Origin of the sequence: Pseudomonas sp. NFPP28 (assembly GCF_900115535.1) — a bacterium.
GTDB lineage: Bacteria > Pseudomonadota > Gammaproteobacteria > Pseudomonadales > Pseudomonadaceae > Aquipseudomonas > Aquipseudomonas extremorientalis.
Map to the genome: position 1 here is coordinate 107,241 of NZ_FOWT01000012.1, position 24,374 is coordinate 131,614.

Annotated in this window: 21 protein-coding genes; 12 read left to right on the forward strand and 9 right to left on the reverse strand. The window is 59.8% G+C overall.

Features of this window, described 5'->3' with window-relative positions; all coding sequences use genetic code 11:
- The first annotated feature begins 153 nt into the window (after positions 1 to 153).
- From BM110_RS27320 to BM110_RS27345, 6 genes are all read left to right on the forward strand, one after another.
- Positions 154 to 588: a hypothetical protein gene (locus BM110_RS27320; RefSeq protein WP_093514506.1), complete on the forward strand. Its 435-nt coding sequence runs from the start codon at positions 154 to 156 to the stop codon at positions 586 to 588.
- Positions 585 to 1,136 (forward strand): adhesin, encoded by a 552-nt coding sequence (locus BM110_RS27325; protein ID WP_093514507.1) that lies wholly within the window; start codon positions 585 to 587, stop codon positions 1,134 to 1,136. Before BM110_RS27320 ends, BM110_RS27325 begins: the two co-directional genes overlap by 4 nt.
- Before the next feature lie 67 nt (positions 1,137 to 1,203).
- Positions 1,204 to 1,953, forward strand: coding sequence for a hypothetical protein (locus tag BM110_RS27330; protein WP_071496019.1), 750 nt, complete (start codon positions 1,204 to 1,206; stop codon positions 1,951 to 1,953).
- Between the two features lie 62 nt (positions 1,954 to 2,015).
- Complete coding sequence (locus BM110_RS27335) at positions 2,016 to 2,696, forward strand: C39 family peptidase (RefSeq protein WP_071490642.1); 681 nt, start codon at positions 2,016 to 2,018, stop codon at positions 2,694 to 2,696.
- A gap of 38 nt (positions 2,697 to 2,734) precedes the next feature.
- Positions 2,735 to 3,478 (forward strand): hypothetical protein, encoded by a 744-nt coding sequence (locus BM110_RS27340; RefSeq protein ID WP_093514508.1) that lies wholly within the window; start codon positions 2,735 to 2,737, stop codon positions 3,476 to 3,478.
- Between the two features lie 49 nt (positions 3,479 to 3,527).
- Entirely contained in the window at positions 3,528 to 4,832 is a 1,305-nt protein-coding gene (locus BM110_RS27345; RefSeq protein ID WP_093514509.1) for a hypothetical protein, read from the forward strand.
- 121 nt (positions 4,833 to 4,953) lie between these two features.
- Here the strand turns inward: BM110_RS27345 and BM110_RS27350 are convergent, their stop codons facing one another.
- Entirely contained in the window at positions 4,954 to 6,279 is a 1,326-nt protein-coding gene (locus BM110_RS27350) for a sigma-54 dependent transcriptional regulator (RefSeq protein WP_093514510.1), read from the reverse strand.
- A 345-nt stretch (positions 6,280 to 6,624) separates the two neighbouring features.
- On the opposite strand from BM110_RS27350, the gene BM110_RS27355 reads away from it, so the two are divergent.
- Entirely contained in the window at positions 6,625 to 6,885 is a 261-nt protein-coding gene (locus tag BM110_RS27355; protein ID WP_093514511.1) for a hypothetical protein, read from the forward strand.
- Position 6,886: 1 nt separating this feature from the next.
- Here BM110_RS27355 and BM110_RS27360 read toward each other — a convergent pair whose 3' ends face one another.
- From BM110_RS27360 to gnd, 4 genes are all read right to left on the reverse strand, one after another.
- A complete protein-coding gene (locus BM110_RS27360) occupies positions 6,887 to 11,617 on the reverse strand; it encodes a dermonecrotic toxin domain-containing protein (RefSeq protein ID WP_093514512.1) in 4,731 nt (1,576 codons plus the stop codon).
- Between the two features lie 95 nt (positions 11,618 to 11,712).
- Positions 11,713 to 12,558, reverse strand: a complete 846-nt coding sequence (locus BM110_RS27365; RefSeq protein ID WP_093127541.1) for an HAD family hydrolase — start codon at positions 12,556 to 12,558, stop codon at positions 11,713 to 11,715.
- A complete protein-coding gene (zwf, locus tag BM110_RS27370; protein ID WP_071490649.1) occupies positions 12,555 to 14,078 on the reverse strand; it encodes a glucose-6-phosphate dehydrogenase in 1,524 nt (507 codons plus the stop codon). Before zwf ends, BM110_RS27365 begins: the two co-directional genes overlap by 4 nt.
- Positions 14,075 to 15,058, reverse strand: a complete 984-nt coding sequence (gnd, locus tag BM110_RS27375) for a phosphogluconate dehydrogenase (NAD(+)-dependent, decarboxylating) (protein ID WP_071490650.1) — start codon at positions 15,056 to 15,058, stop codon at positions 14,075 to 14,077. The genes zwf and gnd overlap by 4 nt, the downstream gene beginning before the upstream one ends.
- 270 nt (positions 15,059 to 15,328) lie before the next feature.
- On the opposite strand from gnd, the gene BM110_RS29660 reads away from it, so the two are divergent.
- The 4 genes from BM110_RS29660 (at position 15,329) to BM110_RS27390 (ending at position 20,149) form a co-directional block, all read left to right on the forward strand.
- On the forward strand, positions 15,329 to 15,508 hold the full coding sequence (locus BM110_RS29660) for a DUF6026 family protein (protein WP_255337132.1): 180 nt from the start codon (positions 15,329 to 15,331) through the stop codon (positions 15,506 to 15,508).
- Between the two features lie 175 nt (positions 15,509 to 15,683).
- Positions 15,684 to 17,441, forward strand: a complete 1,758-nt coding sequence (locus tag BM110_RS27380) for a phosphoethanolamine transferase CptA (RefSeq protein ID WP_093514542.1) — start codon at positions 15,684 to 15,686, stop codon at positions 17,439 to 17,441.
- A 113-nt stretch (positions 17,442 to 17,554) separates the two neighbouring features.
- Positions 17,555 to 19,783, forward strand: a complete 2,229-nt coding sequence (locus BM110_RS27385) for a TonB-dependent siderophore receptor (RefSeq protein WP_093514513.1) — start codon at positions 17,555 to 17,557, stop codon at positions 19,781 to 19,783.
- A gap of 144 nt (positions 19,784 to 19,927) precedes the next feature.
- A complete protein-coding gene (locus BM110_RS27390) occupies positions 19,928 to 20,149 on the forward strand; it encodes a hypothetical protein (RefSeq protein WP_093127534.1) in 222 nt (73 codons plus the stop codon).
- A gap of 89 nt (positions 20,150 to 20,238) precedes the next feature.
- Here BM110_RS27390 and BM110_RS27395 read toward each other — a convergent pair whose 3' ends face one another.
- The 4 genes from BM110_RS27395 to BM110_RS27410 form a co-directional block, all read right to left on the reverse strand.
- Positions 20,239 to 20,730, reverse strand: a complete 492-nt coding sequence (locus BM110_RS27395; RefSeq protein WP_093127531.1) for a GNAT family N-acetyltransferase — start codon at positions 20,728 to 20,730, stop codon at positions 20,239 to 20,241.
- 173 nt (positions 20,731 to 20,903) lie between these two features.
- Complete coding sequence (gene zapE, locus BM110_RS27400; protein ID WP_093514514.1) at positions 20,904 to 22,007, reverse strand: cell division protein ZapE; 1,104 nt, start codon at positions 22,005 to 22,007, stop codon at positions 20,904 to 20,906.
- A 15-nt stretch (positions 22,008 to 22,022) separates the two neighbouring features.
- Positions 22,023 to 22,358, reverse strand: coding sequence for a nuclear transport factor 2 family protein (locus tag BM110_RS27405; RefSeq protein WP_071490655.1), 336 nt, complete (start codon positions 22,356 to 22,358; stop codon positions 22,023 to 22,025).
- Positions 22,359 to 22,410: 52 nt separating this feature from the next.
- On the reverse strand, positions 22,411 to 23,127 hold the full coding sequence (locus tag BM110_RS27410) for a helix-turn-helix transcriptional regulator (protein ID WP_093127521.1): 717 nt from the start codon (positions 23,125 to 23,127) through the stop codon (positions 22,411 to 22,413).
- Positions 23,128 to 23,288: 161 nt separating this feature from the next.
- Between BM110_RS27410 and BM110_RS27415 the strand changes: the two genes are divergently transcribed.
- Positions 23,289 to 24,335: an aldo/keto reductase gene (locus BM110_RS27415; protein ID WP_093514515.1), complete on the forward strand. Its 1,047-nt coding sequence runs from the start codon at positions 23,289 to 23,291 to the stop codon at positions 24,333 to 24,335.
- Positions 24,336 to 24,374 lie beyond the last annotated feature (39 nt).

The window sequence follows — 24,374 nt, forward strand, 5'->3', positions numbered from 1 at the left end:
ACGGCCATCATTTTGCCTTGCAGTTATCGCAAGCCTTTGAAAAACAGTAATAAATCAAAAGCGGCACGGCTTCTGCTCTTTCCCTGACAACGTTGTTTAGGGTCAGCGTTGAGAATAAGGAATGCCGCCGTGATCACATTCACTCAAGGTTCGATGAACGTACTGCTGGCCAGCTGTGTACTCAGCGCCAGTATCAGTCTTCCAGCCCTGGCAGGTGACGGCGTGATCGTGACGGGCCGCAACGTACAGGGCCACATGTATGGCCGTTCCTCCTTTGGTCCTGACCCTTATCCCCAGACCGCCAACGCCAATCCCAGCCGAGAAATCAACAGCGCCCTGTCGGGCGAGCTGAGCGACCGTGACTTCGGTAGCGTCAGCAGCGGCCTGGGCATTACCCGCGCCCTCCAGCCCAACAGCAACCTCACCGGTTTGAGTGCCACGCAAAACGGTATGTCCACGCTGGGTGCCGGCGCAGCAGCCAGCCGCTCGGGCGGCAGCGGCAGCATGGGCGGGCAGATCAGCGATTCGATTCAGCGCGGCATGACGCCCTTGAACAACCTGGGCGGCATGCTGGGTGGCAAACCATGAAACGCGCCCTGTTCATTCTGGCCCTGCTGGGCAGCGCCGTGGCCATGGCCGACAACACCGCCGTGATCAACAACAGCGGCAAGGACTACACCGGCAACCTGATGATCAACCAGGCGGCGGGCAACCAGCAGCAAACGGCAAACAACCGCGCCGTCACGCTGGGCGGCCAGGCCACCACCGGCAATACCCAGAGGATGGACGGCAAGGTCGACCCTTCCCTGAACGCCAAGGCGGCGATCGAGGGCACTTCTTTTACCAATGGCAACGGCATGTTGGGCGTCAACCAGTCCGCCGGGGCCAATAACCAATCAGTCAATGCCGTGCGGATCAGCGTCAATTCTGACCCGCAAGCCATCGACGACAGCGTCCTGTTGCAACAGAACACGACGACGCTGGCAACCGACTCAGGGCTCACCCCCACCACTGGCAGCCGCCAGGTCGTGACAAGCGACCAGGCCTTCACCGGCAGCCGAGGAGTGATTCAGGTGAACCAGAGTGCCGGGGTGGGGAACCGAGTGGCTAACACCCTGGGCATCACTATCAAGTAACGGCTTGGTAGCACTAGCTAGACCGTACCAACACTTAACCAACTAATCAGAAGCAAGGAGAAACACCATGAAACCTCAAATGGCTCTGAAACCAATGGTTTTCGCGCTCGCTGCACTCATGGCTGCTGCAGCTCAAGCAGGTGGTGGTGGCTGGCATCCAGCGCCTCAACCTACCGGTGTGGTTGCCTCCGTGGTTACGGACGTACAAAACAGCATCGGCAACAAGTTCGATGACACCAAGACCGAAAATAACGCGTCTAACGACAACTCAGTGAACGGCAACAGCGGTAACGTCGGCGTTAACGTTCAATCCGGCAGCGGCAACCAAGCTGACAACTCTGGCGCGATCTCCAGCGCCAAGGGCGACTTTGCTACCGTTTTCGCGGTAGTCGATGTCAACCAAAACAGTGCGCTGAACAACTTCATCAACAAGGGCACTCAAAACAACGCCTCCGTGGATAACGGCATCAACGGCAACTCCGGCAACGTGGGTTACAACGGTCAAGCCGGTCAAGGCAACCAAGGCAAAAACAACCTGGCGATCACCACAGCTGATGGCAAAAACATCGCAGCGGCCGCCAATACCGAGCAAAACTCGCTCGCCAACAACTACCTCAACACGGCGGCTACCAGCCACGGCTATGGCTATGGCGGCAAACCTCAGTATGTCTCCAACAACTCGAGCCTCGACAACTCGGTTAACCGTAACTCCGGCAACGTAGGTGTGAACCTGCAATCCGGCGCCGGCAACCAAGGCAGCAACAGCCTCTCTGTAGGCCAAGGCTGCAGCGTTTGCGGCAGCGGCGTGCGCTTCTGATCCAACGGGGCCTTGGCAACAAGGCCCCTTTCTTTTGCCAATGTCCAGCAGGTCACACGATCATGCGCCTCGCGACCCTTTCCCTCCTGATGCTGCTCACCGGCCCGACCTGGGCAGGCACCATGGCGATCTCCGCCATGCCTGGCGGTGCAGTCATCTACAAGAAGGTCGAGAGCATCCGTGAACGCAAATTCGCCAACCTGGTGGAACAGAAAACCGATTTCAGCTGCGGTGCCGCGGCACTCGCCACCATCCTGCGCCAGGGCTATTGGCTCGACGTCGATGAAGACCACGTGATCAAAGGCATGCTGGTCAATGCCGACCAGGACCTGGTTCGCACCCAGGGTTTTTCCATGCTGGACATGAAGCGCTACCTCGAAAGCATCGGCATGCGGGCCCGGGGCTACAAGATTTCGCCGGACACCCTGGTGACCGTGAAAATCCCCGTAGTGGTGCTGCTGGAGATTCGTGGCTACAAGCACTTTGTGGTGTTGCAGCGCGCCGACAAGGACTGGGTCTATATCGGCGACCCGGTGCTGGGCCACAAGCGCTATTCGCGCGACGACTTCGTCAAGGGTTGGAACGGCATCGTGTTCGCCGTGCTGGGTGAAGGCTACGACAAGGCCAATGCCTTGCTGGACCCGCCCACACCGCTGACCGCCAAGAACCAACTGAATGAGTTCAGGCCCGTAGGCGATGCCGAGCTGATGGATTTCGGTTTCATCCAGAGCGACTTCTTCTAAGAAGCGCAATAAGGGGCAGGACGCTCCAGGAGCAGCAGATGAACACTCCCCGTTGGCTGACGGTCTTGTGTCTGGCAGCCTCAATGCCCGCTTATGCTTCATCGGCATTCAAGCCGATCGAACTCAAGGATTCGGAAATGGCCGAGTTGCGCGGTCGTTATGTAATGCCGGGGCGGATCATCAGCTTCGGTATTGTCATGAGCAGCACCTGGACCAATGCCGTGGGCGACACCCTCACCGGCAAGGCCAGCATGCAAATCGATTCATCGACCATTACACCGCAGTTCTACGTGCAGACCACCGGCTCGACCGGGAACGGCACCAACCCGAGCGCCGGCACCGGTAACGTCACCGGAGGCGCCGGCCTGGGCACCGGCACAGGCGTGACCCAGAGCGTGCGCGCTGCCGGCGACAAAAACACCGCCTACAACAATGTCGGGATCAACGTCACTGAAAACGGCTTTGCACCTTCCAATGCCGCGCAATCGGGGCAGGTGCTGGTGGCCGGCGGTACCGTGACCGGCGACAGCGCGGCAGGTCGCGTGAGCGTCTCGGCCAACAATGGCGGCTTGCAGATGGCGATCCAGGCCAATCATAACCAAGGCAACAGCCTCCAGCAGATTGGTGGCGGCCAGGTGCTGCAAGGCACGGTATTGACTGGAAACAGCAACTTCGTCAACAACATGACCCAACTCAACGTGGTCATGAATAACGCATTGAACAACCCGGCGTTGAACTGCAATCTGGATCAACTCAAAGGCCTACGCACTCTCGGTTATTGAACTACGCTGACCCTCGACACTTACGCATTAGAAAAGGACGGCTTATTTCATGCATCGATCGTTATCGCTACGTGCGGTGGTCTGTTTAAGTACGCTCTTGCCCGCATCCGTGTTGTATGCCGCGCCAGACGCCGATATCGAAACCCTCAAGCAGGAACTTCTGGAGCTCAAGCAGCGGTACGAAGTGCAACAGAAGGCACTGGCGGTGTTGGAGCAACGGGTGCGCCAGGTCGAGGACACGCCGGCGACACCTGCGCCCAAGCGCCTGGCCAAATCCCCGGCGGACTTTCAAAAGGCCAGCGGTGCCACCGTGGCAGGCACGGGAGCGGCGGCGGCCTCCGGCGGTGCGGGCGGTGGCGGCAGCTCCTATGGGCAGTCGCTCAAGGACGATTCGGCGCCTGCGCAAAGCGTGAGCAACCTCTATAACGAGGCCAGCGGCTTCTTCGGCAATGGCAAATTCAGCTTTGAAACCGGCATCACTTATGCGCGCTACGATGCACGTCAACTGACGCTAAACGGCTTCCTGGCGCTGGATTCGATCTTCCTGGGCAATATCAATCTGGACCGGATCAAGTCGGATAACTGGACCCTGGACCTGACGGGGCGCTACAACGTCGACAACCGCTGGCAGTTCGATGTGAACGTACCGGTGGTGTACCGCGAGTCGACCTACCAGTCGGGCGGCGCCGGCAACAATGCCAACGCCACCTCGGAAGAATCGGTGAGCCGTGACCCGACCATTGGCGACGTCAACTTCGGTGTGGCCTACAAGTTCCTCGACGAAACCCCCACCCTGCCGGATGCGGTGGTGTCGCTGCGCGTCAAGGCGCCAACGGGCAAAGAACCGTTCGGCATCAAGCTGGTCAGGTCAACCGCCAACGACAACCTGTATGTACCGGAAAACCTGCCCACCGGTAATGGTGTCTGGTCGATTACCCCGGGTATCTCGCTGGTCAAGACCTTCGACCCTGCGGTGCTGTTTGGCTCGTTCTCCTATACCCATAACTTCGAGGAGTCGTTTGACGACATCAGCAGCGACGTCAACCAGAAAGTCGGCGGCAAGGTCAGCCTGGGTGACAGTTTCCAACTTGGTGTAGGCGTCGCATTTGCCTTGAACGAGAAGATGAGTATGTCGTTCTCGGTCTCCGATCTGGTGCAGCGCAAGAGCAAGCTCAAGCCTGACGGAGGGGACTGGCAGTCGGTGGTGTCCAGCGATGCCAACGCCGGTTACTTCAACGTGGGCATGACCATTGCCGCGTCGGATAACCTGACGATCGTGCCGAACCTGGCGATCGGGATGACGGATGATGCGCCGGACTTTACGTTCAGCTTGAAGTTTCCGTATTACTTTTAGGGAGAGCCGGGGGTGGGGGGCTGCTTCGCAGCCCAACGCGGGGCAAGCCCGCTCGCCACAGTACATAAGGAAAAGCCCCGCAACGATAAGGGTCGTTGCGGGGCTTTTCGGTTTACCCGCCCTAGCGGATCTGGTGTTTGTGCAGCAACCGGTAGAACGTTGGCCGGGAAACCCCCAGCACACGGGCGGCGACACTCAGGTTGTCGCTGTGCCGGTCGAGCACATCGCACAGCGCCTGGCGTTCGGCGCGGTGCTTGTAGTCTTCCAGTGTAGCCATCGGCGGTGAAATTGCCTGTTCACTCTGCAATCCCAGATCAACGGCTTCGATCTGGCGCCCTTCAGCCAGCACCAGGCCACGGCGCACGCGGTTGGCCAGCTCGCGCACATTGCCCGGCCAGGCGTGCTTGGCCATGGCCACCAGAGCACTCTCGCTGAAACTGCGCGGGCGTCGGCCCGTCTCCTGGCTGTAAAAGCGCGAAAAATGGTTGGCCAGCATCGCCACGTCGCCATGGCGTTCGCGCAACGGCGCCGTCACCACTTGCAGGACGTTGAGCCGGTAATACAAGTCTTCGCGAAAAGCGCCCCTTTCAACTGCGGCCTCCAGGTCGACGTGGGTCGCGGCCAACACCCGTACATCCACGAGAATGGGCTGGCTGCCACCGACGCGCTCGATCTGTTTTTCCTGCAGAAAGCGCAGCAGGTTGGCTTGCAGTTCCATCGGCAAATCACCGATCTCATCCAGGAACAGCGTGCCGCCGTGGGCCGCTTCAATACGCCCGACCTTGCGCTGATGGGCGCCGGTAAACGCGCCCTTTTCATGGCCGAACAATTCGGACTGGATCAAGTGTTCCGGAATTGCCCCGCAGTTGATCGCGACAAAGGGCCTGGCATGGCGCTGGGACTGGCGGTGCAACGTCCTGGCCACCAGTTCCTTACCCGTGCCGCTGTCGCCACGGATCAACACCGGCGACTCGGTGGGCGCCAGCTTGGACAGCAATTTACGCAGTTCACGGATCGCCCGGCTGTCGCCCAGCAGCTCATGCTCAGGCTCATCCACCAGGGTGTGGCCCTTGCCGCGCAAGCGCGCCATGCCAAAGGCACGGCCCAGGGTGACCTGCACCCGGGCGACGTCGAAGGGCAAGGTATGGAAGTCGAAAAACCACTCGCAGACAAAATCACCGACGTTCTGCAGGCGCAGTACGTCCGGGCTGAGCACGGCAATCCACTCGGTGCCGCTGCGGCCAATCAACTCCTTGACCGCTTCAGGGCGTTCCAGGTGAGAGGGTTGCAGGCGCAGCAGGCCGACATCACAGGACCGCTCGCCGACCCCTTCCAGCGGGCAACTGTCGACCGCCCAGCCGGCTGCGCGCAATCCAGGCAACAGGTCGTGGCAATCATCACAGGGATCAACCACTAGCAACCGACGTTGAACGGGAGGCATACCCATGACTGTTCCTTGGCGTCAAAATTGTTAAAGTTATTTAGAAACAACGGTTTGTGACGCCTGCGGCTAACACTAGCAAGATCTTGACGCGCGGCTTGTACCATTTCGCTATAAGTGTGGGCAAAAAGCCACTGGCCGGTGTTTTCAACGAATAAAATTGCGAACCTGGGAAACTTTCATTCAGCTTTCAAAACAGCCGCTTACATGACGTCAATCACTAAAATCCGAAAATAGTTGTTCTAACATGTGACCCGTACCCCGCCATCGTGCATCAGTACAAGTAACCCGCCGCACGGTCAGCCCAACCGCCGGCAATCACTTGAATGGGCATTTAGAGAGACGACCCACATGAACGCCCCGCTCCGCATCAACGAAGCTCTTTTGATCGCAGACCGTGCTTTCCAACCCTTTCAGTGCGTGGCCTGGCATGACGGCAATGGCGCCCTCAGCCTGAGCGTCATCGACCGCACCAATACCCGCATCGGCAGCCAGCAACTGGATGCCGACGTCTATTCCGATCCAACTCAGTTGGAAAACTTGCTGTTGCAGGCTCGTGCCGAGTTGGACAAGAGCGGCTATCAATTGCAAACCTGGGCCATGCCGAAGTAATTCAACGCACCGTTGAGCTGACGTCTTCGGTGAAGAACACGGTTTCGGCAACTTCGTGATCAATGTTCGAGCGCAGGACATTGATCAGTTGCAGTCGATTATTCGCCGCATAGTCTGTCAACTTCTTATAGCTGATGTTGCGCTCTACAAAGCGTTTGAGATACCCGCGAATGAAGTGGTAGCCGATATCCCGTGCCGCCCGTGTCCTATAGTGGAAACGGGCCAGCCACAGCGGGCGGCCGCTGGACTTTTCGCGCACTTCGAACTCGCGGATCAGTTCGACTGAAGATGGCCTTTCCACTACGTCGACCTTCCAGGCCTTGTACAGTTGCAACAGCCCTTCCGATGTCGGCGAGTACTTCATGATCATACGGTCACGCATTGCCGAGCCCTCCTCCATGTAGCGCAAGATCTCGTTATACAGCGCACTGGGGGTATGTCGGAAGAAGTCTTGCAGGTCCCGATGCCTGGGCGAGTCCGGTCGCGCGTTGAGTGCCTTGATGAGTAACTCCCGTTGCGTCCTCATACGCTGGGCATACTTCCACCATTCGCCGCGCGCCAAGCGGGGCGACAACCTCTGGATGGTCTCCAGGCCACAAAGCAGGTCGTACTCTCGCTGTGCATTGCGCCACAGGCGCAGTGCCTCATTGCCGATGTCAGCGAGCGACTGGAGCGCATCATCGTTGTCGGGCGGCGTTACAAGCCTCGGCACTGCTCTCCACAAGGACTCCTGTTCAACCCCCGGACGCTCGAATGTAAAGACAGGGCGATGGTCGAAAGGCTCCAGCACATCCACATATTCATGGGTGACACTTTGCTCGAGCACACTGCGTGGATTGCCGATCACCGCTCCCAATATGCCGTCATCAATCAGTCGCTTGGGCATGCTGGTAACTTTTGTGGAAATGGCTTCCAGGCTGGCATCCTGGTAGTGCCGATAGCGCTCGATCAGTTCTTCTTCCAGCCTGAGCTGCAGCCGCCTGACATGGCTTCGAAAGTTGCCCAGTGCTTGAGGGACAATATAGGGAGGCAAAGGGGCCAGATGGTAAGCCACGCGCAGGTAGGCCAGCACCACCCCATCCAGTGCGTCATTGGCGACTCGCAGTTGATGGTCCAGGTTAAAACGGCCGGTGGTATATAGCTCCCGATAAGTCAACAGCTTCAGGCTGCATAACGCGGTGAGCTCTTCGATCAGGTCCATCGTCGCATCCCTGAAGGTGCTCACTCGCCCGTTGAAACACTGCAACGCCAGGGTGCGCAGGTGTAATTCTTGCCATTTCAAGGACATGCGACCACCGGCCCAGGCCGCGTTATCCAGCGCGGCAACAGCCGTGTCGCCAATCCTGCCCGAGCGCTTCATGTCTTCAAAACGCCGTTCGGCGTCCAGGCAAGCCTCGATAGCCTCCAGTTCCAGCGCTGCGTAATCGGGCAGCCTTGCGGCGATCCCACCCCAGGTTCGAGTATCCAGGACCCGTTTGCTCAGACTCTGTGCATCGAACCACGCAGCGTTGAAAAGATCGTCATGGAGCATGACCTGGCGTTTGCTGGCAAGCAACAATGTCTGATTGCGCCGCGCCTTGACTGCTCCGGCGGCGAACCGGTTGTACAACGCACTGAACTCCCTGATCAACATCATTTCCCGACGCCGGGTGAGCGCCTCCATCAGCGCGCTGGAACACCAAAGCGCGGTGCTCGCATTGGCCAACTCCTCCTCGATCAGTGCCAGCGTGCCGGGCTCGTCACTGCGCTGGGTCAGCACCTGCAGCGTATCGTCGGCGGGATAGACCAGGCCCGCAAACTTCAGCACCAATTGGTTGTATTCATCATCGAGGGCCTTGCGTCGTTGCTCGGCACTTTTCAATTGCGCCAGGCGCTGTTTCTCCAGCGCGAGGGCTTCCTGGAAGTCGTGGGGCACGACCGGCCCAGGGGAAAACAACCATTGCCCGTGTTCACCGGCCACCACTTGGGGGCCGAAACGGTTCACCAGGTCGTCGCTGACCACGCGCGTGGCCCCCTGGTGCTGCTCGACCTTGTACATGTCCCCATCGATACTTGCGTATACGGCTCCGCCGGCACGGAACAAGCCACGTTGCTGACCGCTGCTGATGCGCTCGGCATACGGCAGCGGCCTGACCTTGTACAGCGCCAGTTCGGCCAGGCGAATAACCGACAGCCGCTGGAACAGACCGCTCCATAACCGCTCCAGGTCCCCCGCCCCCCGCACCAGCTCTTCAGGCCCCTGCACCGTCGGCAATTGAACCGTCGGCGTCTGGATGCGACTGGTCTGGCCACCTTCGGACGGATGTTCCGCTGCCTCGCTCCAGCTCATTTCAATGCTTTGCTCCAGATCCGCGCCCTGGGCCAGGTCCAGCAAATCATCAGTTTTCGATCGCACTCCCGCCTTGGTGGAAATACGACCACGGCTGAGCAGGAGCAAACCGATATTCAACAACAGGTCGGCCACGCTGGAAGCCTTGTCTTCGGCGTGCTCCTGGCCAATCACGCGAACGTCCTGCACCACCGACCACGCCAGGTACAGCCACCCCAATGCCCGGCCAACCGCCCCCCCATAGAAGGTCAGGAGCAGAAACAGGCCTACGCCGAGAAAGCGCTTGATCCAGTCCCAGAACACCTCCAGCGCGGTCGGCTCTACCGGTTCTGTCAGGCTTAACATCGTGTCGACGCTGCTGCTGAACAGCGCCTCCATATAGTCGCCGTCGACCTCCCTGTCAGCCAGGACAATGCCGTCGCCCGACCACAGCGACTGATTGAAGTCGACCGCCTCGAACGCCGCGGGGCTGGGAGCCGTCACGCCCGGTACCAAATAACGCGACCTTGCCGTCTCCGGCAACCAGGCCAACACTTGGTACTGCAATTGCCCGGGACTGGCGATGGCCGCCATCAGTGCGTCGGCCGTGGCAAACTCGATGAATTTCACTGCACACATTGGCCGATACAGTATTTGCGGGCCTGCGTTGAGGTTGCGCGGGCCGATGATGAACGTGTTGCGAACAGTATCGGGTTGTTCGCCTACCTGGGCGTTGAATGCCAAAGGGCGTAGCACGATCGCCTCGGTCTTGGCGGCGGCGCGCGGCTGAAATACGGCGACCACGCTGGTGTAGGCTTTCCGGGAAAACGCCTGGGGGTACTTGAGGTGGTATTCCAGCGCCAGCATGGGTATTTGCAGGCGCACTTGCCGGATGAACTGGGCCTGGCGCCAGCGCCGCTCACTCTCGTTGTCCTTGAACTTTTCCCGGATCAACCGATGGTAGCCGCCGCGAACATCAGCCCGCGCGACCACGGCCAGCGCTTGAGCGCGTGTGAGCGATACATCAGGGTCGCCAGGGGCCGCCGTGAGCGTAAGTCGTGCAGGATCGACGGCCGTCAACGGCAACCATGCAAACTCGCTCAGGGTCCAGCTGCCATGGTTGTATAACGGCGGCAACTGCCACAACAGCGCGGGCTGCGTTTGCAGGTCACGCTCATCAAGTTCGATCATCACCTTGATGCGGTCGGGGTCGAGCACCGGTTCGCCGGGGTGGTCCTTGGCCAATTGCGCCGACAGCCCCTGGCGCGCGTAATCAAGCAACGACGGCACGCCTTCGTCAAAGGCTCGCCAGTCCGGCTGCCGGACCTGTCTGGCCAGGTCCAGGACATGGCGGCTCATTTGCAATTGCAGGTCATTGGGTGCCTGTATCAACCATCCCGGCAGTGCGTTACGCAGACGCTCCAAGAGCGGGGATTCGAGGGCAGTGCTGTCAAAGTCAGCGGTGATGACCTCCATTGCACGTTCCAGTACATATTGTGGTTCGGGAAATGTTCGGACCAAAGACAGGACGGCGTTGATATCTGCCAGTTGTTTGGCCAGGAAGGTCAGGCTGAAACTGTAGAAGATATTGCCAGCAGGCTGGTACAAACGCCATTGCATCGAATGGCCGGACGCTATTGCGCTCAACAGGTTGACCAGCCATTCGCCCAATTGCGCCAGGGAATCAAAGCGTTGAATGCCCTTGGACAGGGTGAAGAGCAACACCGTCGTACGTTCGCCCTGCTGCTTGACCAGCACCAGCCCGCGCAGCATCTCAAGGTTGATTGCCCCGGTTTCGCCCCATTGGTCAACGATGTAGGCCTGCCCGTTGGCCGGCTCCAGGTGCGAAGTCTGCTGTGAGCGGCTGATCAGGCTCATCACCAGATCCAACTCAGTCCCGGCCAAGGCTGCATGGGTCGCCGCGTCCATCAACGCATTCCTGAGAATGTCGGCCAGGCCTATGTAGCGAACGACCTGGCCCTCTCCCCGGCTCATCCAGTAATCCACCAGCGCTTCCTGATAGCGCTCGAGCAACACCGGGCCCTGCTGATTGAGCATTCGCTCGACATAACCGATATCGACGTTCAACGGCAGCGGCAAACCCTCGACGTCGCGCACGATGGAATGGTCCTGGGCAAAATCGACGAACCGACCCGTCGCGCAACGCTCGATCAGCGCATCCGGCAGGTTTTGTGCGTCATGGCGTTCAATGGTGTAACTGCCGTTGTCGTAGCGATACACCGGTCGCAACAATATCGGCTCGGTGTGATTGATGGGCAGCCAGGGATACTGCGTGCCCAGGTGGTGTTGCAGCACGCGCAACGCAACATCCCGCAACGAAGGGGGCTCGGCAAAATGTTGGAGGATGTTCTGCGCAAGCGCCGCGCAACGCTCGCGACAGGGAGGAGTAGACAGGGCGGCCATGGGACATTCCTTGCTGATGAAGCGCCCTGCCATAGCGGGCGCATTAAGTCAGCTTCCATTGTCGGCGCAGTGCCCCGCCTCATTGCTGTATCTGTCTATCGCACGACGTCGGTGCCTTCCCAGCCTGCCAGGATAAACCGCTCGATCGCCTCGGCGGCGCCCTCATCGAGGTTACTACCGGTGACCACACTGGCCTGGCGCTTGACGGTTTCTTCCGCCTGCCCCATGGCAATCGACAACCCGGCCACCTGGAACATCGCCGGGTCGTTACCGCCATCGCCGATCGCTGCAGTCTGCTCCAGCGGTATACCCAGGTGTGCGGCCAGGGCCTTCAAGGCTTCGCCCTTGTTGGCCAGCATCGCCGTCACATCCAGGTAAACCGGTTGTGAACGCGACACCTGGGCCAGCCCCTGTACCTTGGGCTGCAACTGCGCTTCCAGCTCGACCAGCAACGAGGTGTTGTTGCTCGCGGCGACGATCTTGTCGATCCGATCCAGGTAGGGCTCGAAACTCTCCACCACCACCGGCCCGTAGCCCAGGCCATCGGCTTCGCGCTGTACCATCGGCCCGGGCGGGTCGCGGCGCAGCCAGTCACCGTCGGCAAACACCCACACTTCCACGTCCGGCTCGCCGGAAAACAGCGCCAGGGTGACCAGCGCCGCTTCCGCCGGCAAATGGTGGGCAACCAGGATGCTGCCATCGGGGTTGATCAGCGTGCCACCGTTGAAGCCTGCCACAGGCACATCGATACCGAACGTTTCGATCAGATGCAGCATGGCCTTGGGCGGACGCCCACTGGCCAGGCTGAAAAACACCCCGGCGTCACGCAGCGCATGCACCGTGTCGACGGTGCGCTGGCTGAGGCTGTGGTCGGGGTGGAGCAAGGTGCCGTCCACGTCACTGAGGATAAAACGGATGGGATGAATCGCTGCATCACTCATCCGAGGCGGTGCCAGGTGCGGCCATCGCGGGCCAGGAGCGCGTCGGCGGCGGCCGGGCCGTCTTCACCGGCCTTGTAGGCCTGGATGCCGTCGTCTTCCTTCCAAGCATCAAGAAACGGCTGCACGGCGCGCCAGCCATTTTCGATGTTATCGGCACGCTGGAACAAAGTCTGGTCGCCGGTCATGCAGTCATAGATCAGGGTTTCGTACCCGGTCGACGGTTGCATTTCGAAGAAGTCCTTGTAGGCGAAACCCAACTGGATATTGGCCATATCCAGGGTTGGCCCGGGCTTCTTCGCCAACAGGTCGAACCACATGCCTTCGTTCGGCTGGATCTGGATTTTCAGGTAGGTGGGCTTGAGTTCGTCCACCTCGGTGTCTCGGAACTGCGCATACGGGGCCGGCTTGAAGCAGATCACGATTTCAGTGTCGCGCACGCTCATGCGCTTGCCTGTGCGCAGGTAGAACGGCACGCCGACCCAGCGCCAGTTGTCGATCATCACTTTGAGGGCGACGAAGGTCTCGGTGCTGCTGTCAGGCGCAACGTTGGCTTCTTCACGGTAGCCCGGCAGTGGCTTGCCGCCGATTTCGCCGGCGGTGTACTGCCCGCGTACCGAGTTGGCCCGCGCATCCTCCAGGGACCAGGGGCGCACTGCACCGATCACCTTGGCCTTTTCACCGCGTACCGCATCGGCACCAAAGGCTGCGGGCGGCTCCATGGCCACCATCGCCAGCAACTGGAACAGGTGGTTGGGCACCATGTCGCGCAGGGTACCGGTCTTTTCGAAGAAGTTGCCCCGGGTTTCAACGCCGACGGTTTCGGCGGCGGTGATTTGCACGTGGTCGATGTAATGGTTGTTCCAGAACGCTTCGAACAGCACGTTGGAGAAACGGCTGATCAGGATGTTCTGCACCGTTTCCTTGCCCAGGTAATGGTCGATGCGATAGATCTGCTTCTCGCTCATCACCTTGAGCAGGCTGGCGTTCAGCGCCTCGGCGGTGGCCAGGTCGGAGCCGAAGGGCTTTTCGATGACCACGCGACGGAAGCTGTCGTCGGTTTCCGTCAACAGGCCGGCACTGCCCAGGCGTTGCACCACTTCACTGAAGAAGCGCGGCGCGGTGGCCAGGTAGAACACCGCGTTGCCGGTACCGCTGTCGGCAATCTTGCGGCCAATGTCGGCGTAGGTGCTGTCGTCGAGGAAGTCGCCCTCGACGTAGCTGATGCCCTTGGCTAACTGCGCCCACAAGGCGGGGTCCAATGCGTTGTCGGCATTGCCCTTGACCTTGCTCGCCGCTTCGGTGCGGATGAAGTCTTCGAGTTTCTTGGCGAAGTCGGCATCGCTGATGGCGTTGTGATCCACGCCGACAATGCGCAAGCCATCGCCCAGCAGGCCATCACGGCTGAGGTTGTACAGCGCCGGCATCAGCAGGCGCTTTACCAGGTCACCATGGGCACCAAACAGAAACAGGGTGGTGGGCGGAGCGGGTTCGGCCTTGGGTTTCTTGCCGTTGGCGGTCATTTTTTGGAAGTCTCCACGTGACCACCAAAGCCGAAGCGCATGGCAGAGAGCATTTTGTCACCGTAAGTGCTCTGCTGGCGCGAACGGAAGCGGGCGAACAGCGAAGTGGACAATACTGGCACCGGCACGGCTTGTTCCATGGCGGCTTCGATGGTCCAGCGGCCTTCGCCACTGTCGGCCACGGAGCCGGAGTAGCCGTCGAGTTTCGGGTCGGTGGCCAGGGCATCGGCGGTCAGGTCCAGCAGCCAGGACGAGACCACACTGCCACGGCGCCAGACTTCGGCGATGTCGGCGACGTTCAGGTCGAAACGCTGGTCTTCGGGCAGGTTTTCCGAGTTCTTGGTCTTGAGAATGTCGAAGCCTTCGGCAAACGCCTGCATCATCCCGTACTCGATACCGTTATGGATCATCTTGACGAAGTGCCCGGAACCGGCGGGGCCTGCATGAATGTAACCCTGCTCGGCACGCGGGTCGGCGCTGGAGGAACGATCCTTGGTACGCGGGATATTGCCCAGGCCCGGGGCCAGGCTCTTGAAGATAGGATCAAGGCGCTGCACGGTCTCGGCGTCGCCACCGATCATCATGCAATAGCCACGCTCCAGACCCCACACGCCGCCGGAGGTGCCGACGTCGACATAGTGCAGGCCCTTTTCCGCCAGGGCCTTGGCCCGGCGCACGTCGTCCTTGTAGTTGGTGTTGCCGCCGTCGATGATTGCATCACCGTCTTCGAGCAGCGTGCTCAATGCGTTGATGGTGTCTTCGGTGGGCGCGCCCGCCGGCAACATGACCCACACGGTGCGCGGCTTTTGCAGCCCGTCAACCAGCGCCTTGAGGTCGGAAACGCCGGTGGCGCCCTCTTCGCTCAGGCCTTTTACAAATGTTTCGTTACGGTCGTAAACAACGGTGGTATGCCCATTGAGCATCAGGCGCCGTGCAATATTCCCGCCCATGCGGCCTAGTCCGATAATCCCCAGTTGCATGTGCTGATGCTCCTAACTACTAAAAAATGTGTGACATAGTTTATAGCGCAATGCGGCTAATGAGGGTTAGTCCAGCGCGGATACCGCTAGTTTCATGGAAAAAAGTTGCCATCATTTCAGCATCACGGCACAAAAAGTCACACGACCATCAAAAATAAAAAAGTTCCATTGCCCGCAAAAAGAATTCAGAATTGTCTCCGACTGCTGCCGAGAACCTCGACTCAAGCGTTCTGGCACACCGCGACACACCGGCTATTTGCGAGGTAAGCAATGAGCACTGCACAGATGACACGTCCGCCACAGACCCTCTACGTCACTATCCGTCGCGACGAGTTGCGCCAGTTGAAAGACGAGCGCGAACAGCTGCAGCAGGAAGTCCTGCGCCTGCGTGCCCATATCATCCAGGCCCAATTGGACCAGCCCGCCGGTGCGCAACCCGCGCTCTGCTGAGCCCCGTCATCTGAGCCCCGTCATCGCTTTGTAAGATAACCGCTACAAAAATCTCACAAAGTTTTCACATGCCTCTCCCGATACTCCAGCCCCCAAGGGCCACCCCATGCAAGGGTGGCCTCCGTTGCGTGCAGCCCTGCGCGTCAACTGGAAAATCATCGGGTTGGAGCGCTGGATGGCGATGTTCAAACGCAGCACCACGTCTGCGAAAGGCTTTGATTGGGCCGGCCTTGGCTGGCTGTTCTTGTTTTTCTGGTACTTCTCGGGCATTACCCAACTGCTGATCCAGTTGACCGGAACTTCCGGTTTCAGTGGTTTTCGCCAAGCCTTTTTCATGAGTACGCTGTGGCTTGCGCCCATGCTGTTGTTCCCCAGCCGTACACGACTGCTCGCCGCCTTGATCGGCGCAGTACTGTGGGCGTGCTCCATGGCCAGCCTGGGTTATTTCTTCATCTACCAGCAGGAATTCTCCCAAAGCGTCATCTTCATCATGTTCGAGTCGAACATCTCGGAAGCCGGCGAATACGCCACCCAGTATTTTGCCTGGTGGATCGTGCTGGCGTTCATCGCCCATACCGCCTTCGCGGTATTCCTGTGGACGCGGCTGCGCCCGGTCTACCTGCCTCGCGGCCAGTCGATACTGGCGGCGGCAGCGATTGTGCTGGCGGTGGTGGGTTATCCGCTGGTCAAGCAGATCGCCACCAGCGACAACATGGAACAAGCCATCGATCGTTTTGAAACCCGTATTGAACCAGCGGTGCCGTGGCAGATGATCGTCGCCTACCGCCGCTACACCGAGCAGTTGGACAACATGCAAGGCATGCTCGACAGCGCCAGCCAGATCCCGCCCCTGACCAACCTCAAGGACACCATGGCCGGCCAACCGTCGACCCTGGTGCTGGTGATCGGCGAGTCCACCAACCGCCAGCGCATGAGCCTTTACGGCTACCCGCGCAACACCACGCCGGAGCTGGACAAACTGCGCGACCAACTGGCGGTGTTCGACAACGTCATTACCCCGCGGCCCTACACCATCGAGGCGCTGCAACAGGTGCTGACCTTCGCCGACGAAGAAAACCCGGACCTGTACCTCAAGACGCCGTCCATCGTCAGCGTGATGAAACAGGCCGGCTACAAGACCTACTGGATCACCAACCAGCAGACCATGACCAAGCGCAACACCATGCTCACGACCTTTTCCGAACAGGCCGACGAACAGGTGTACCTGAACAACAACCGTAACCAGAACGCCCGCCAATACGACGGCGACGTGCTGGCGCCGTTTTCCAAGGCCCTGGCCGATCCGGCCGAGCGCAAGTTCATTGTGGTGCACTTGCTGGGCACCCACATGAGCTACCAGTATCGCTACCCGCCGACCTTCGACAAATTCACCGACCGCCAGGGCGTGCCGGCGGGCATCAGCGACGATCAGTTGCCGACCTACAACAGCTATGACAATGCGGTGCTGTACAACGACTTCGTGGTGTCGAGCCTGATCAAGGACTACGCCAAGACCGATCCCAACGGCTTCCTGCTGTACCTGTCGGACCATGGCGAGGATGTCTTCGACTCGATTGGCCACACCACCCTGGGACGTAACGAAGGCAAGCCGACAGCGCCGATGTACACCATTCCGTTCATGGCCTATGCCTCACCGAAATGGCGCGAAACCCACGACTGGAGCTTCGCCGGTGACTTGCAACGGCCCTACTCCAGCTCGCAGTTGATTCACACCTGGGCTGATATGGCCGGTCTTAGCTTCAATGAACTCGACCGTACAAAAAGCCTGGTGAGTGACAGCTTCACGCCGCGCCCACGGATGATTGGCAACCCTTACGAGCGCCAACAGAAGCCCCTGATCGACTTCAGTCTGATCAAGCCGAAAAAGGCCAGCCCGACCGACGTGGTGCTCCAGGAAAAACCGGCCTTGTAACAGAAAGATAACAATCATTCTCGTTTAAGCTTAAAGATTCCCCTCTCCTTTCGTCTTTGAACCAAGGCCATTCCGACCGGAAAGGCCGCAAAGACGACAAGGAGTCTTCCGCGATGTTCGCGCCTTTCACCCGTTCCATGACGCTCACCATCGGCCTCTTCAGCGTGGTGGCAAGCCCCGACCTACTGGCTGAAACCGACCCCGAAAACAAAGCCCTCGAGCTGCGGTCCACCAGCATCACCGCCGAAGGCCTGGGTGCCACCACCGAACACACCGGGGCCTACACCACCGGCTCGATGAGCACCGCCACGCGGCTGAACCTGTCGGTCAAGGAAACCCCGCAATCGATCTCGGTGATCACTCGCCAGCAGATGGATGATTTCAATCTCAATACCTTGACCGAAGTGCTGCGCCAGACCACCGGGGTCAACGTCCAGCACAACGACTCCGACCGCGTGTCCTATTCCTCTCGTGGCTACGGCATCAACAACTTCCAGATTGATGGGATGCTCAACACGTTCGGCTACATGAAGTCCGATTCCGACACCATCATCTACGACCGCATCGAGGTGGTTCGCGGTGCTACCGGCTTGACCACCGGCGCCGGCGACCCCTCGGCCACGGTCAATATGGTACGCAAGCGCCCCACCGCCCAGTGGCAGGCGAAAACCGGGGTGAGCGGTGGCAGCCATGACAACTACTACAGCTTCGTGGATGTCGGCGGCCCGTTGGCGTACGACGGCAAGCTGCGCGGGCGTACAGTGCTGGCCTATCGCGACAGCCAATCCTTCCGTGACAACTACGCGCTGCAGCGGGCAGTCGGCTACGGCATCCTCGAAGGCGACCTGTCGGACGACACCGTGCTGGCGGTCGGTTTTGATTACCAGGACAAAAAGGTACAGGGCACTTCCTGGGGCACCGTGCCCTACTGGAACAGCCAGGGTGGCAAGGCCGGACTGTCACGTTCCACCAATATGGCAGCGCACTGGAGTTCCTGGCCGCTGATCGACAAGACCACCTTTGCCAGCCTCGACCACCGCCTGGGCGGCGACTGGCACTTGAAGGCGGCCTACACCCATCGCCAGAGCGACACGGACGGCAAGGTCTACTACGGCGGCGCGGGGTTCCCCAACGACGACCGCAGTGGCATGACGGCCTGGGCCAGCCATATGCGCGGCACCTCGAGAATGGAGGCGGTAGATCTCAACCTGGCCGGCAGCTATGCGCTGCTGGGCCGCGAGCATGAACTGATGGTGGGTTATGGCGAAGCCACACAGCGGGACGTCTCGCCAGTGATGCGCGACAACATCCCGGACGGCTACTACAGCATCGAAGACTGGAAATACATGGGCGGGATCGGCAAGTTTCCCGACACCGTGACCGGCCTCAAGGGTGAGCACAGCAGCAAGCAACAGAAAGCCGGCTACCTGGCCACGCGCCTGAGCCTGACCGAGCGCCTGCATGCGGTACTCGGCAGCCGTTATGGCAGCTGGGAGCTGGAAAGCGCGGCGCCTGAATACACGGCCAATGACCAATTACTCAGGGCCAACAAGACCCGCCAGACCCACAATGATATGTGGACGCCCTACGCCGGGCTGCTCTACGACATCACCCCGGAGTACACCGCCTACGCCAGCTACACCGACATCTTCAAGCCGCAGAGCCTCAAGGACGTCAGCAACAAATACCTGGAGCCCGTGGTGGGCAGCAACTATGAAGTGGGGCTCAAGGGGAGCTTGTTGCAGGAGCGCTTGAACGTAGCGGCCGCCTATTTCTGGAGCAAGCAGGACAACGTCGCGGAACGGGATGACTCCGTACCGCCGAACCCGATCACGGGCGAGGAGTACTACAAGTCAGGCGGCAAGGGTAACAAAGTAAGCGGCTTCGAGCTTGAGGTGGCCGGCGAGGTGATGCCGGACTGGAATCTCACGGCCGGCTACACCTATACCCACTCGGTGAATGGCACGGACAAACGCAACAACACTGGCCAACCGCTGAACCTGCTGAAGGTTTCCAGTTCCTACCGGTTACCCGGTGCATGGCGCAACCTGACGGTAGGCGGTGCCGTGAACTGGCAGAGCGATATCCATGAATTCGGCAACCGGCCAACGGGGGCTCGTGACAGCGAGGGAAATCGAATCACCACACGGGCCAAGATCACCCAGCAGGCCTACAGCGTGGTCAACCTGATGTCCCGCTACCAGTTCGACGAACATGTTACGGCATCGCTTAACGTCAACAATCTATTTGATAAAAAGTATTACGAGCGCGTTGGCTTTTATAACGGCGTGTATTGGGGTGACCCACGCTCGGTCACCTTGGCTTTGGACTGGAAGCTGTAGGATTTTTTAACCAAAAGTTAACGAAATTGTTAGCTTTTGGTTTTTCTGGCGTTAATTCCTACTTAATAAACTCTCTCCACACTCGCCCCATGAATCTGATCAAGGACAGAGCGGATACCGATCACACTTACCGGAAACACTGCCATGAAACTTTCTACCCTGATAGTTGCCAGCCTGATGACCTTGACCTCCGCCGCCGCCTTCGCCGAAGGTGGCTCGGAGCGTTCCAAGGCGTTCTACAAGGACTTTACCTTCGTGCAGCAACAAACCCACGGCACCGCTGAACAAACCGCGCTGGCCGATGGAAAGAGCGTGAAGAAAGAAACCGCTGACAAGTCCGCTGCCGAGCAACAACCAAACACTTGATGTAACCGTAATACCCTTTGCCATCCCGCTCCTTTGGCCAAGGTCAACTTTGGCGCCATTCAATGGCGCCTTTTTTTGCCTGTTATTTATTAAAGCGGTTTGCTCCAGAACAACATGCGCCCGTGGGCCGGATCAAACTTCGAGTCATCAAAACCAAACTTGCGATACGCCGCTTGAGCCACCGCATTACCCTCCAGTACCTCCAGGGTGATCTTGCAGCAGCCACGCTGACGGGCGATTTCCTCGACCTTTTGCAGCATTTTCTGGCTCAGCCCCAAACCACGGAATGCATCCATCACCACCACGTCGTGGACATTGACCAAAGGACGGCAGACAAATGTGGAAAACCCTTCAAAACAATTGACCAGACCCGCCGGTTCTCCCCCCACAAACGCCAGCACGCTGAACGCATGGGGCCGTTTGGCCAGCTCGCCCGGCAGTTGCTCCAGGAGGTCGGCGGGCAGGCTGTGACCACCGCCCATCGGGTCTTCGGCATAATGGTTGAGCACGCGGCCGATGGCGTCGGCATGCACGGGGTTGGTGTAGCTGGCTTGCAGCACCAGGATGTCTGGGGTGTCCATGTCCTTCCTCGATCACGATTACAAGGGATTCGGCTCCCTGTGAGGGGCACGATTGTAAGCGTGGAGCGAGCGCCAGATGAAGGAGATTAACTACAAATATGCGCATGAATACGCGAACGTTGCGTGGTTGAAAAAGCGCAATCAGACGATTCCTGGATTTTTTCGTACGGGCGTCAGCCAAAACGCTGCAACTGCATTTCTTGCAGCCGGCTGAGTGTCCTGCGAAAGGGAAACGCCAGGTAGCCCTCGGTATAAAGTCGCTCCAGCGGCACCTGGGCCTCGATGAACAGCGGTACTTTACGGTCGTAGCACTCATCCACCAGAGCGATAAACCGACGCACGCTGTCATCGAGCACCGACAGCGCCGGCAACTCACGGTCGCCGGCTACTACACGCTGAACGCCATCCTCGGTGCCACGGGCAATCCGGCCAGGACGCTGTTGCGCGCTGAGGTTGGGGACCTGGCCAATCAGGATGGCCTTGAAGCGATCGCACAGCAGCATGAAATCCATGGCCGCCAGCGGTTGTTCGCACAGGTCGGCGTAACGGCACCAGAGCACGGTGTCGCTGGACTGCACGGCGACGATGGCGCGATGCCCCACGACAATCGGCCCGCTGCGGGTTGGCTCGCCCTGGGCCAAGCGCTGGAACACGCCCGCCAGCGCCTCGGGTTGATTGACCCAGTAGCGCTGGAGTCCTACACCCGGATGCAACCGGTGATCCTCTCCCCCATCCACCGCAACCACATGCATGTGCTGCTTGATCGCTGCAATGCCCGGCAAAAAGCGCTCGCGGTTGAAGCCATCGGCATACAGCTGGTCAGGTGGTTGGTTGGAGGTGCAGACCATCACGACGCCTTCTTCGAACATCACCTGGAACAGCCGCCCGAGGATAATCGCGTCACCGATGTCATTGACGAACAATTCGTCGAAGCACAGCACACGCACTGCCTGGCTCAGTTCCCGGGCCAGGGCCTGCAAGGGGTCGTGGGTGCCGGTCAGTTGGAACAGACGCTGATGCACCCACTGCATGAAGTGATGGAAATGCTGGCGCCGCGCGGGCACTCGCAGGCTTTGATGGAACTGGTCCATCAGCCAGGTCTTGCCCCGCCCCACCGGGCCCCACAGGTACACGCCAGTGATCGGCGCATGGCCGTGGTGCAGGGCTTGGTGGCAGGCTTGCAGAGCGTCCACCGCGCGGCGCTGGGCAGCGTCGGCGACGAAACCCTGTTGGGCAACGGCGTGTTGGTAGGCAGCGAGGGGCGTGTCGAAAGTCATGCCCGCCAGTATGAACTACAGCGAAATATCCAGCCGCGAAATCTTGCCCTGCTCGTTCAAGCGAAAGGTGTAGCGCAGCTCCAATGGGCTGCCCGGAAAATTGCCGGACACGATATTGCTGACCAACACCTTGCCGGTACGGTGTTGCACCTTGAGCACTTCGACCCGCGGCTGATAACGACGCCCGGTGTCTTCCATCCAGCGTGCTATGGCGGCGGCGCCCACCTGGTGCTGGCCTTCATCGAACACATTGGCATCCTCGGCAAAACACTGGGCGATAGCCGAGGTGTCACGGGTATTGGCCGCTGCGATATAGGCCACGATGGCCGGCGCCAACTCAGGGATAGACATGGCACAGCTCCTTTCTTGGTGATTTGTAGTGCCATGCTAAGCCAGGATCGTGTCAGTTTTTGTCAGGAGTGAAGGGACCGGATTCATTCTGTTCCATCAGCTTGCGCCAGGCCCGCAGCCAATCGCTGCGCCGGCCCGGGTAACGTTCACCGGGCACCTCGGCACTCGCCACGCGGTCGGTGCGAAAGGTGCGATAGGCACCGCGCAACTCACACCAGGCCACGATCACCCGCACTTCATTCAGAAAGCCCAGGGCCAGGGGCCAGATCAGCCGTTGGCTCTGGGTCTGGCTGGCGTCGGCGTAATCGATCTGCAGCTTGGCCTGGTTGCGAATGGCCTCGCGGAACACATTGAGCGGCACGCGGTTTTCCGGGTAACCAAACCCCGGCGGGCCAGGCAGCAGTGTCGGGTTGCGCAAGGCTTCCTGGGCGGCGGGGTCGAGTACATCGGCGATCTTCGCCAGAGCATTGGCCGCAGCGCGACTGAGCACCTCGTCGCCACGCTGGTCGACATAACGCAGGCCGAGCACGATGGCTTCGGTTTCCTCGGCGTTCAACATCAAGGGTGGCAGAAACAAGCCACTGCGCAACACATACCCTACCCCCGCCTCACCAAAAATCGGCGCGCCCAAGGCAGTCAATTCGGCGATATCGCGATACAGCGTGCGCTCGGACACCTCCAACTGCGCCGCCAGCACGGCAGCGGTCACGGGACGTTTCTTGCCCCGCAGGGCCTGGAGCAAAGTCAGTAGACGAGTGGTTCGCGACACAGGAACGCCTGCCGAGAATAGAAAAGTGACGCAGCTTAACAGAGCCCCCTGTCAGAAAACGTCAGCAGTAAAAAAGCCCCCTTGACCGAATACATTACCAAGATCATATTAAATACATGTTACTAAACATGTAAGAAAATCACTGCCTCAGGAGTCCTTGTATGCGCAATAAAGTCTTTGGCCGCCGCAGCGGCCTGCAGGTATCCGAACTGGCCTTGGGCACCGGTAATTTCGGTACGGGCTGGGGCCATGGCGCCGAACGCGACGAAGCCAAGGCGATTTTTGACGGGTACCTCGAAGCCGGGGGCAATTTCCTCGATACCGCCAATGGCTACCAGTTCGGTCAGGCCGAAAAGCTACTGGGGGAATTTATCGCCTCGGAACGCGACAACCTGGTGGTGGCCACCAAGTACACCCTGCGCACCGAACCGTCCGATGAAGGCACGATCCGGCTCGGTAACAACCGCAAGAACCTGGTGCACTCGGTGGAAGAAAGCCTCAAGCGCCTGAACACCGACCGCATCGACCTGCTCTGGGCGCACATGAGCGACAACGTCACGCCCATGGAAGAGATCCTGCGCGGTCTCGATGATCTGGTGCGCGCCGGCAAGATCCACTACGCCGGCCTGTCCAACTTCCCCGCCTGGCGCATTGCCCGCGCTGACCTGTTGGCCGAGGTACGCAGTTTCGCGCCGATCATCGGCATCCAGGTGGAATACAGCCTGGTCGAGCGCAGCGCCGACCGCGAGCTGCTACCAATGGCCGAAGCATTGGGGCTGGCCGCTACGCTGTGGTCGCCCCTGGGCGGTGGCTTCCTGACCGGCAAGTACCGCAACACCCAGGACGACAACCGCGGCAACAAACTCGGGATCCTGGTGCACGCCGAACACACTGCGCGTGAAACCGCAGTGCTCGATACGCTGCTGGCGGTTGCCGGTGAAATCGACGCCACACCGACCCACGTCGCCATCGCCTGGCTGCGGGACAAGGCCCGGCGCTCGACCACCGCGCTGGTCCCGATCCTCGGCTCGCGCACCCGCGCCCAGCTGGACAGCACCCTCGGCGCGTTGAATGTGCATCTGTCGGCCGAGCAAGTCACCCGCCTTGACACCGCCAGTGCCATCCCGCTGGGCGTGCCGCACGGGATCATCGCAGAGCGCTTCCCCGTCGATAACGGCCTGGACACCCCGCGACCACCGGTTATCTGAGGCGAAAAAAAACGGCCTGTCGAACAGGCCGTTTTTTAT

Coding starts and splice junctions, on each gene's coding strand:
- BM110_RS27320 (WP_093514506.1), top strand. CDS start 154: ATGAACGTACTGCTGGCCAGCTGTGTACTCAGCGCCAGTATCAGTCTT.
- BM110_RS27325 (WP_093514507.1), top strand. CDS start 585: ATGAAACGCGCCCTGTTCATTCTGGCCCTGCTGGGCAGCGCCGTGGCC.
- BM110_RS27330 (WP_071496019.1), top strand. CDS start 1,204: ATGAAACCTCAAATGGCTCTGAAACCAATGGTTTTCGCGCTCGCTGCA.
- BM110_RS27335 (WP_071490642.1), top strand. CDS start 2,016: ATGCGCCTCGCGACCCTTTCCCTCCTGATGCTGCTCACCGGCCCGACC.
- BM110_RS27340 (WP_093514508.1), top strand. CDS start 2,735: ATGAACACTCCCCGTTGGCTGACGGTCTTGTGTCTGGCAGCCTCAATG.
- BM110_RS27345 (WP_093514509.1), top strand. CDS start 3,528: ATGCATCGATCGTTATCGCTACGTGCGGTGGTCTGTTTAAGTACGCTC.
- BM110_RS27350 (WP_093514510.1), bottom strand. CDS start 6,279: ATGGGTATGCCTCCCGTTCAACGTCGGTTGCTAGTGGTTGATCCCTGT.
- BM110_RS27355 (WP_093514511.1), top strand. CDS start 6,625: ATGAACGCCCCGCTCCGCATCAACGAAGCTCTTTTGATCGCAGACCGT.
- BM110_RS27360 (WP_093514512.1), bottom strand. CDS start 11,617: ATGGCCGCCCTGTCTACTCCTCCCTGTCGCGAGCGTTGCGCGGCGCTT.
- BM110_RS27365 (WP_093127541.1), bottom strand. CDS start 12,558: ATGAGTGATGCAGCGATTCATCCCATCCGTTTTATCCTCAGTGACGTG.
- zwf (WP_071490649.1), bottom strand. CDS start 14,078: ATGACCGCCAACGGCAAGAAACCCAAGGCCGAACCCGCTCCGCCCACC.
- gnd (WP_071490650.1), bottom strand. CDS start 15,058: ATGCAACTGGGGATTATCGGACTAGGCCGCATGGGCGGGAATATTGCA.
- BM110_RS29660 (WP_255337132.1), top strand. CDS start 15,329: ATGAGCACTGCACAGATGACACGTCCGCCACAGACCCTCTACGTCACT.
- BM110_RS27380 (WP_093514542.1), top strand. CDS start 15,684: ATGGCGATGTTCAAACGCAGCACCACGTCTGCGAAAGGCTTTGATTGG.
- BM110_RS27385 (WP_093514513.1), top strand. CDS start 17,555: ATGTTCGCGCCTTTCACCCGTTCCATGACGCTCACCATCGGCCTCTTC.
- BM110_RS27390 (WP_093127534.1), top strand. CDS start 19,928: ATGAAACTTTCTACCCTGATAGTTGCCAGCCTGATGACCTTGACCTCC.
- BM110_RS27395 (WP_093127531.1), bottom strand. CDS start 20,730: ATGGACACCCCAGACATCCTGGTGCTGCAAGCCAGCTACACCAACCCC.
- zapE (WP_093514514.1), bottom strand. CDS start 22,007: ATGACTTTCGACACGCCCCTCGCTGCCTACCAACACGCCGTTGCCCAA.
- BM110_RS27405 (WP_071490655.1), bottom strand. CDS start 22,358: ATGTCTATCCCTGAGTTGGCGCCGGCCATCGTGGCCTATATCGCAGCG.
- BM110_RS27415 (WP_093514515.1), top strand. CDS start 23,289: ATGCGCAATAAAGTCTTTGGCCGCCGCAGCGGCCTGCAGGTATCCGAA.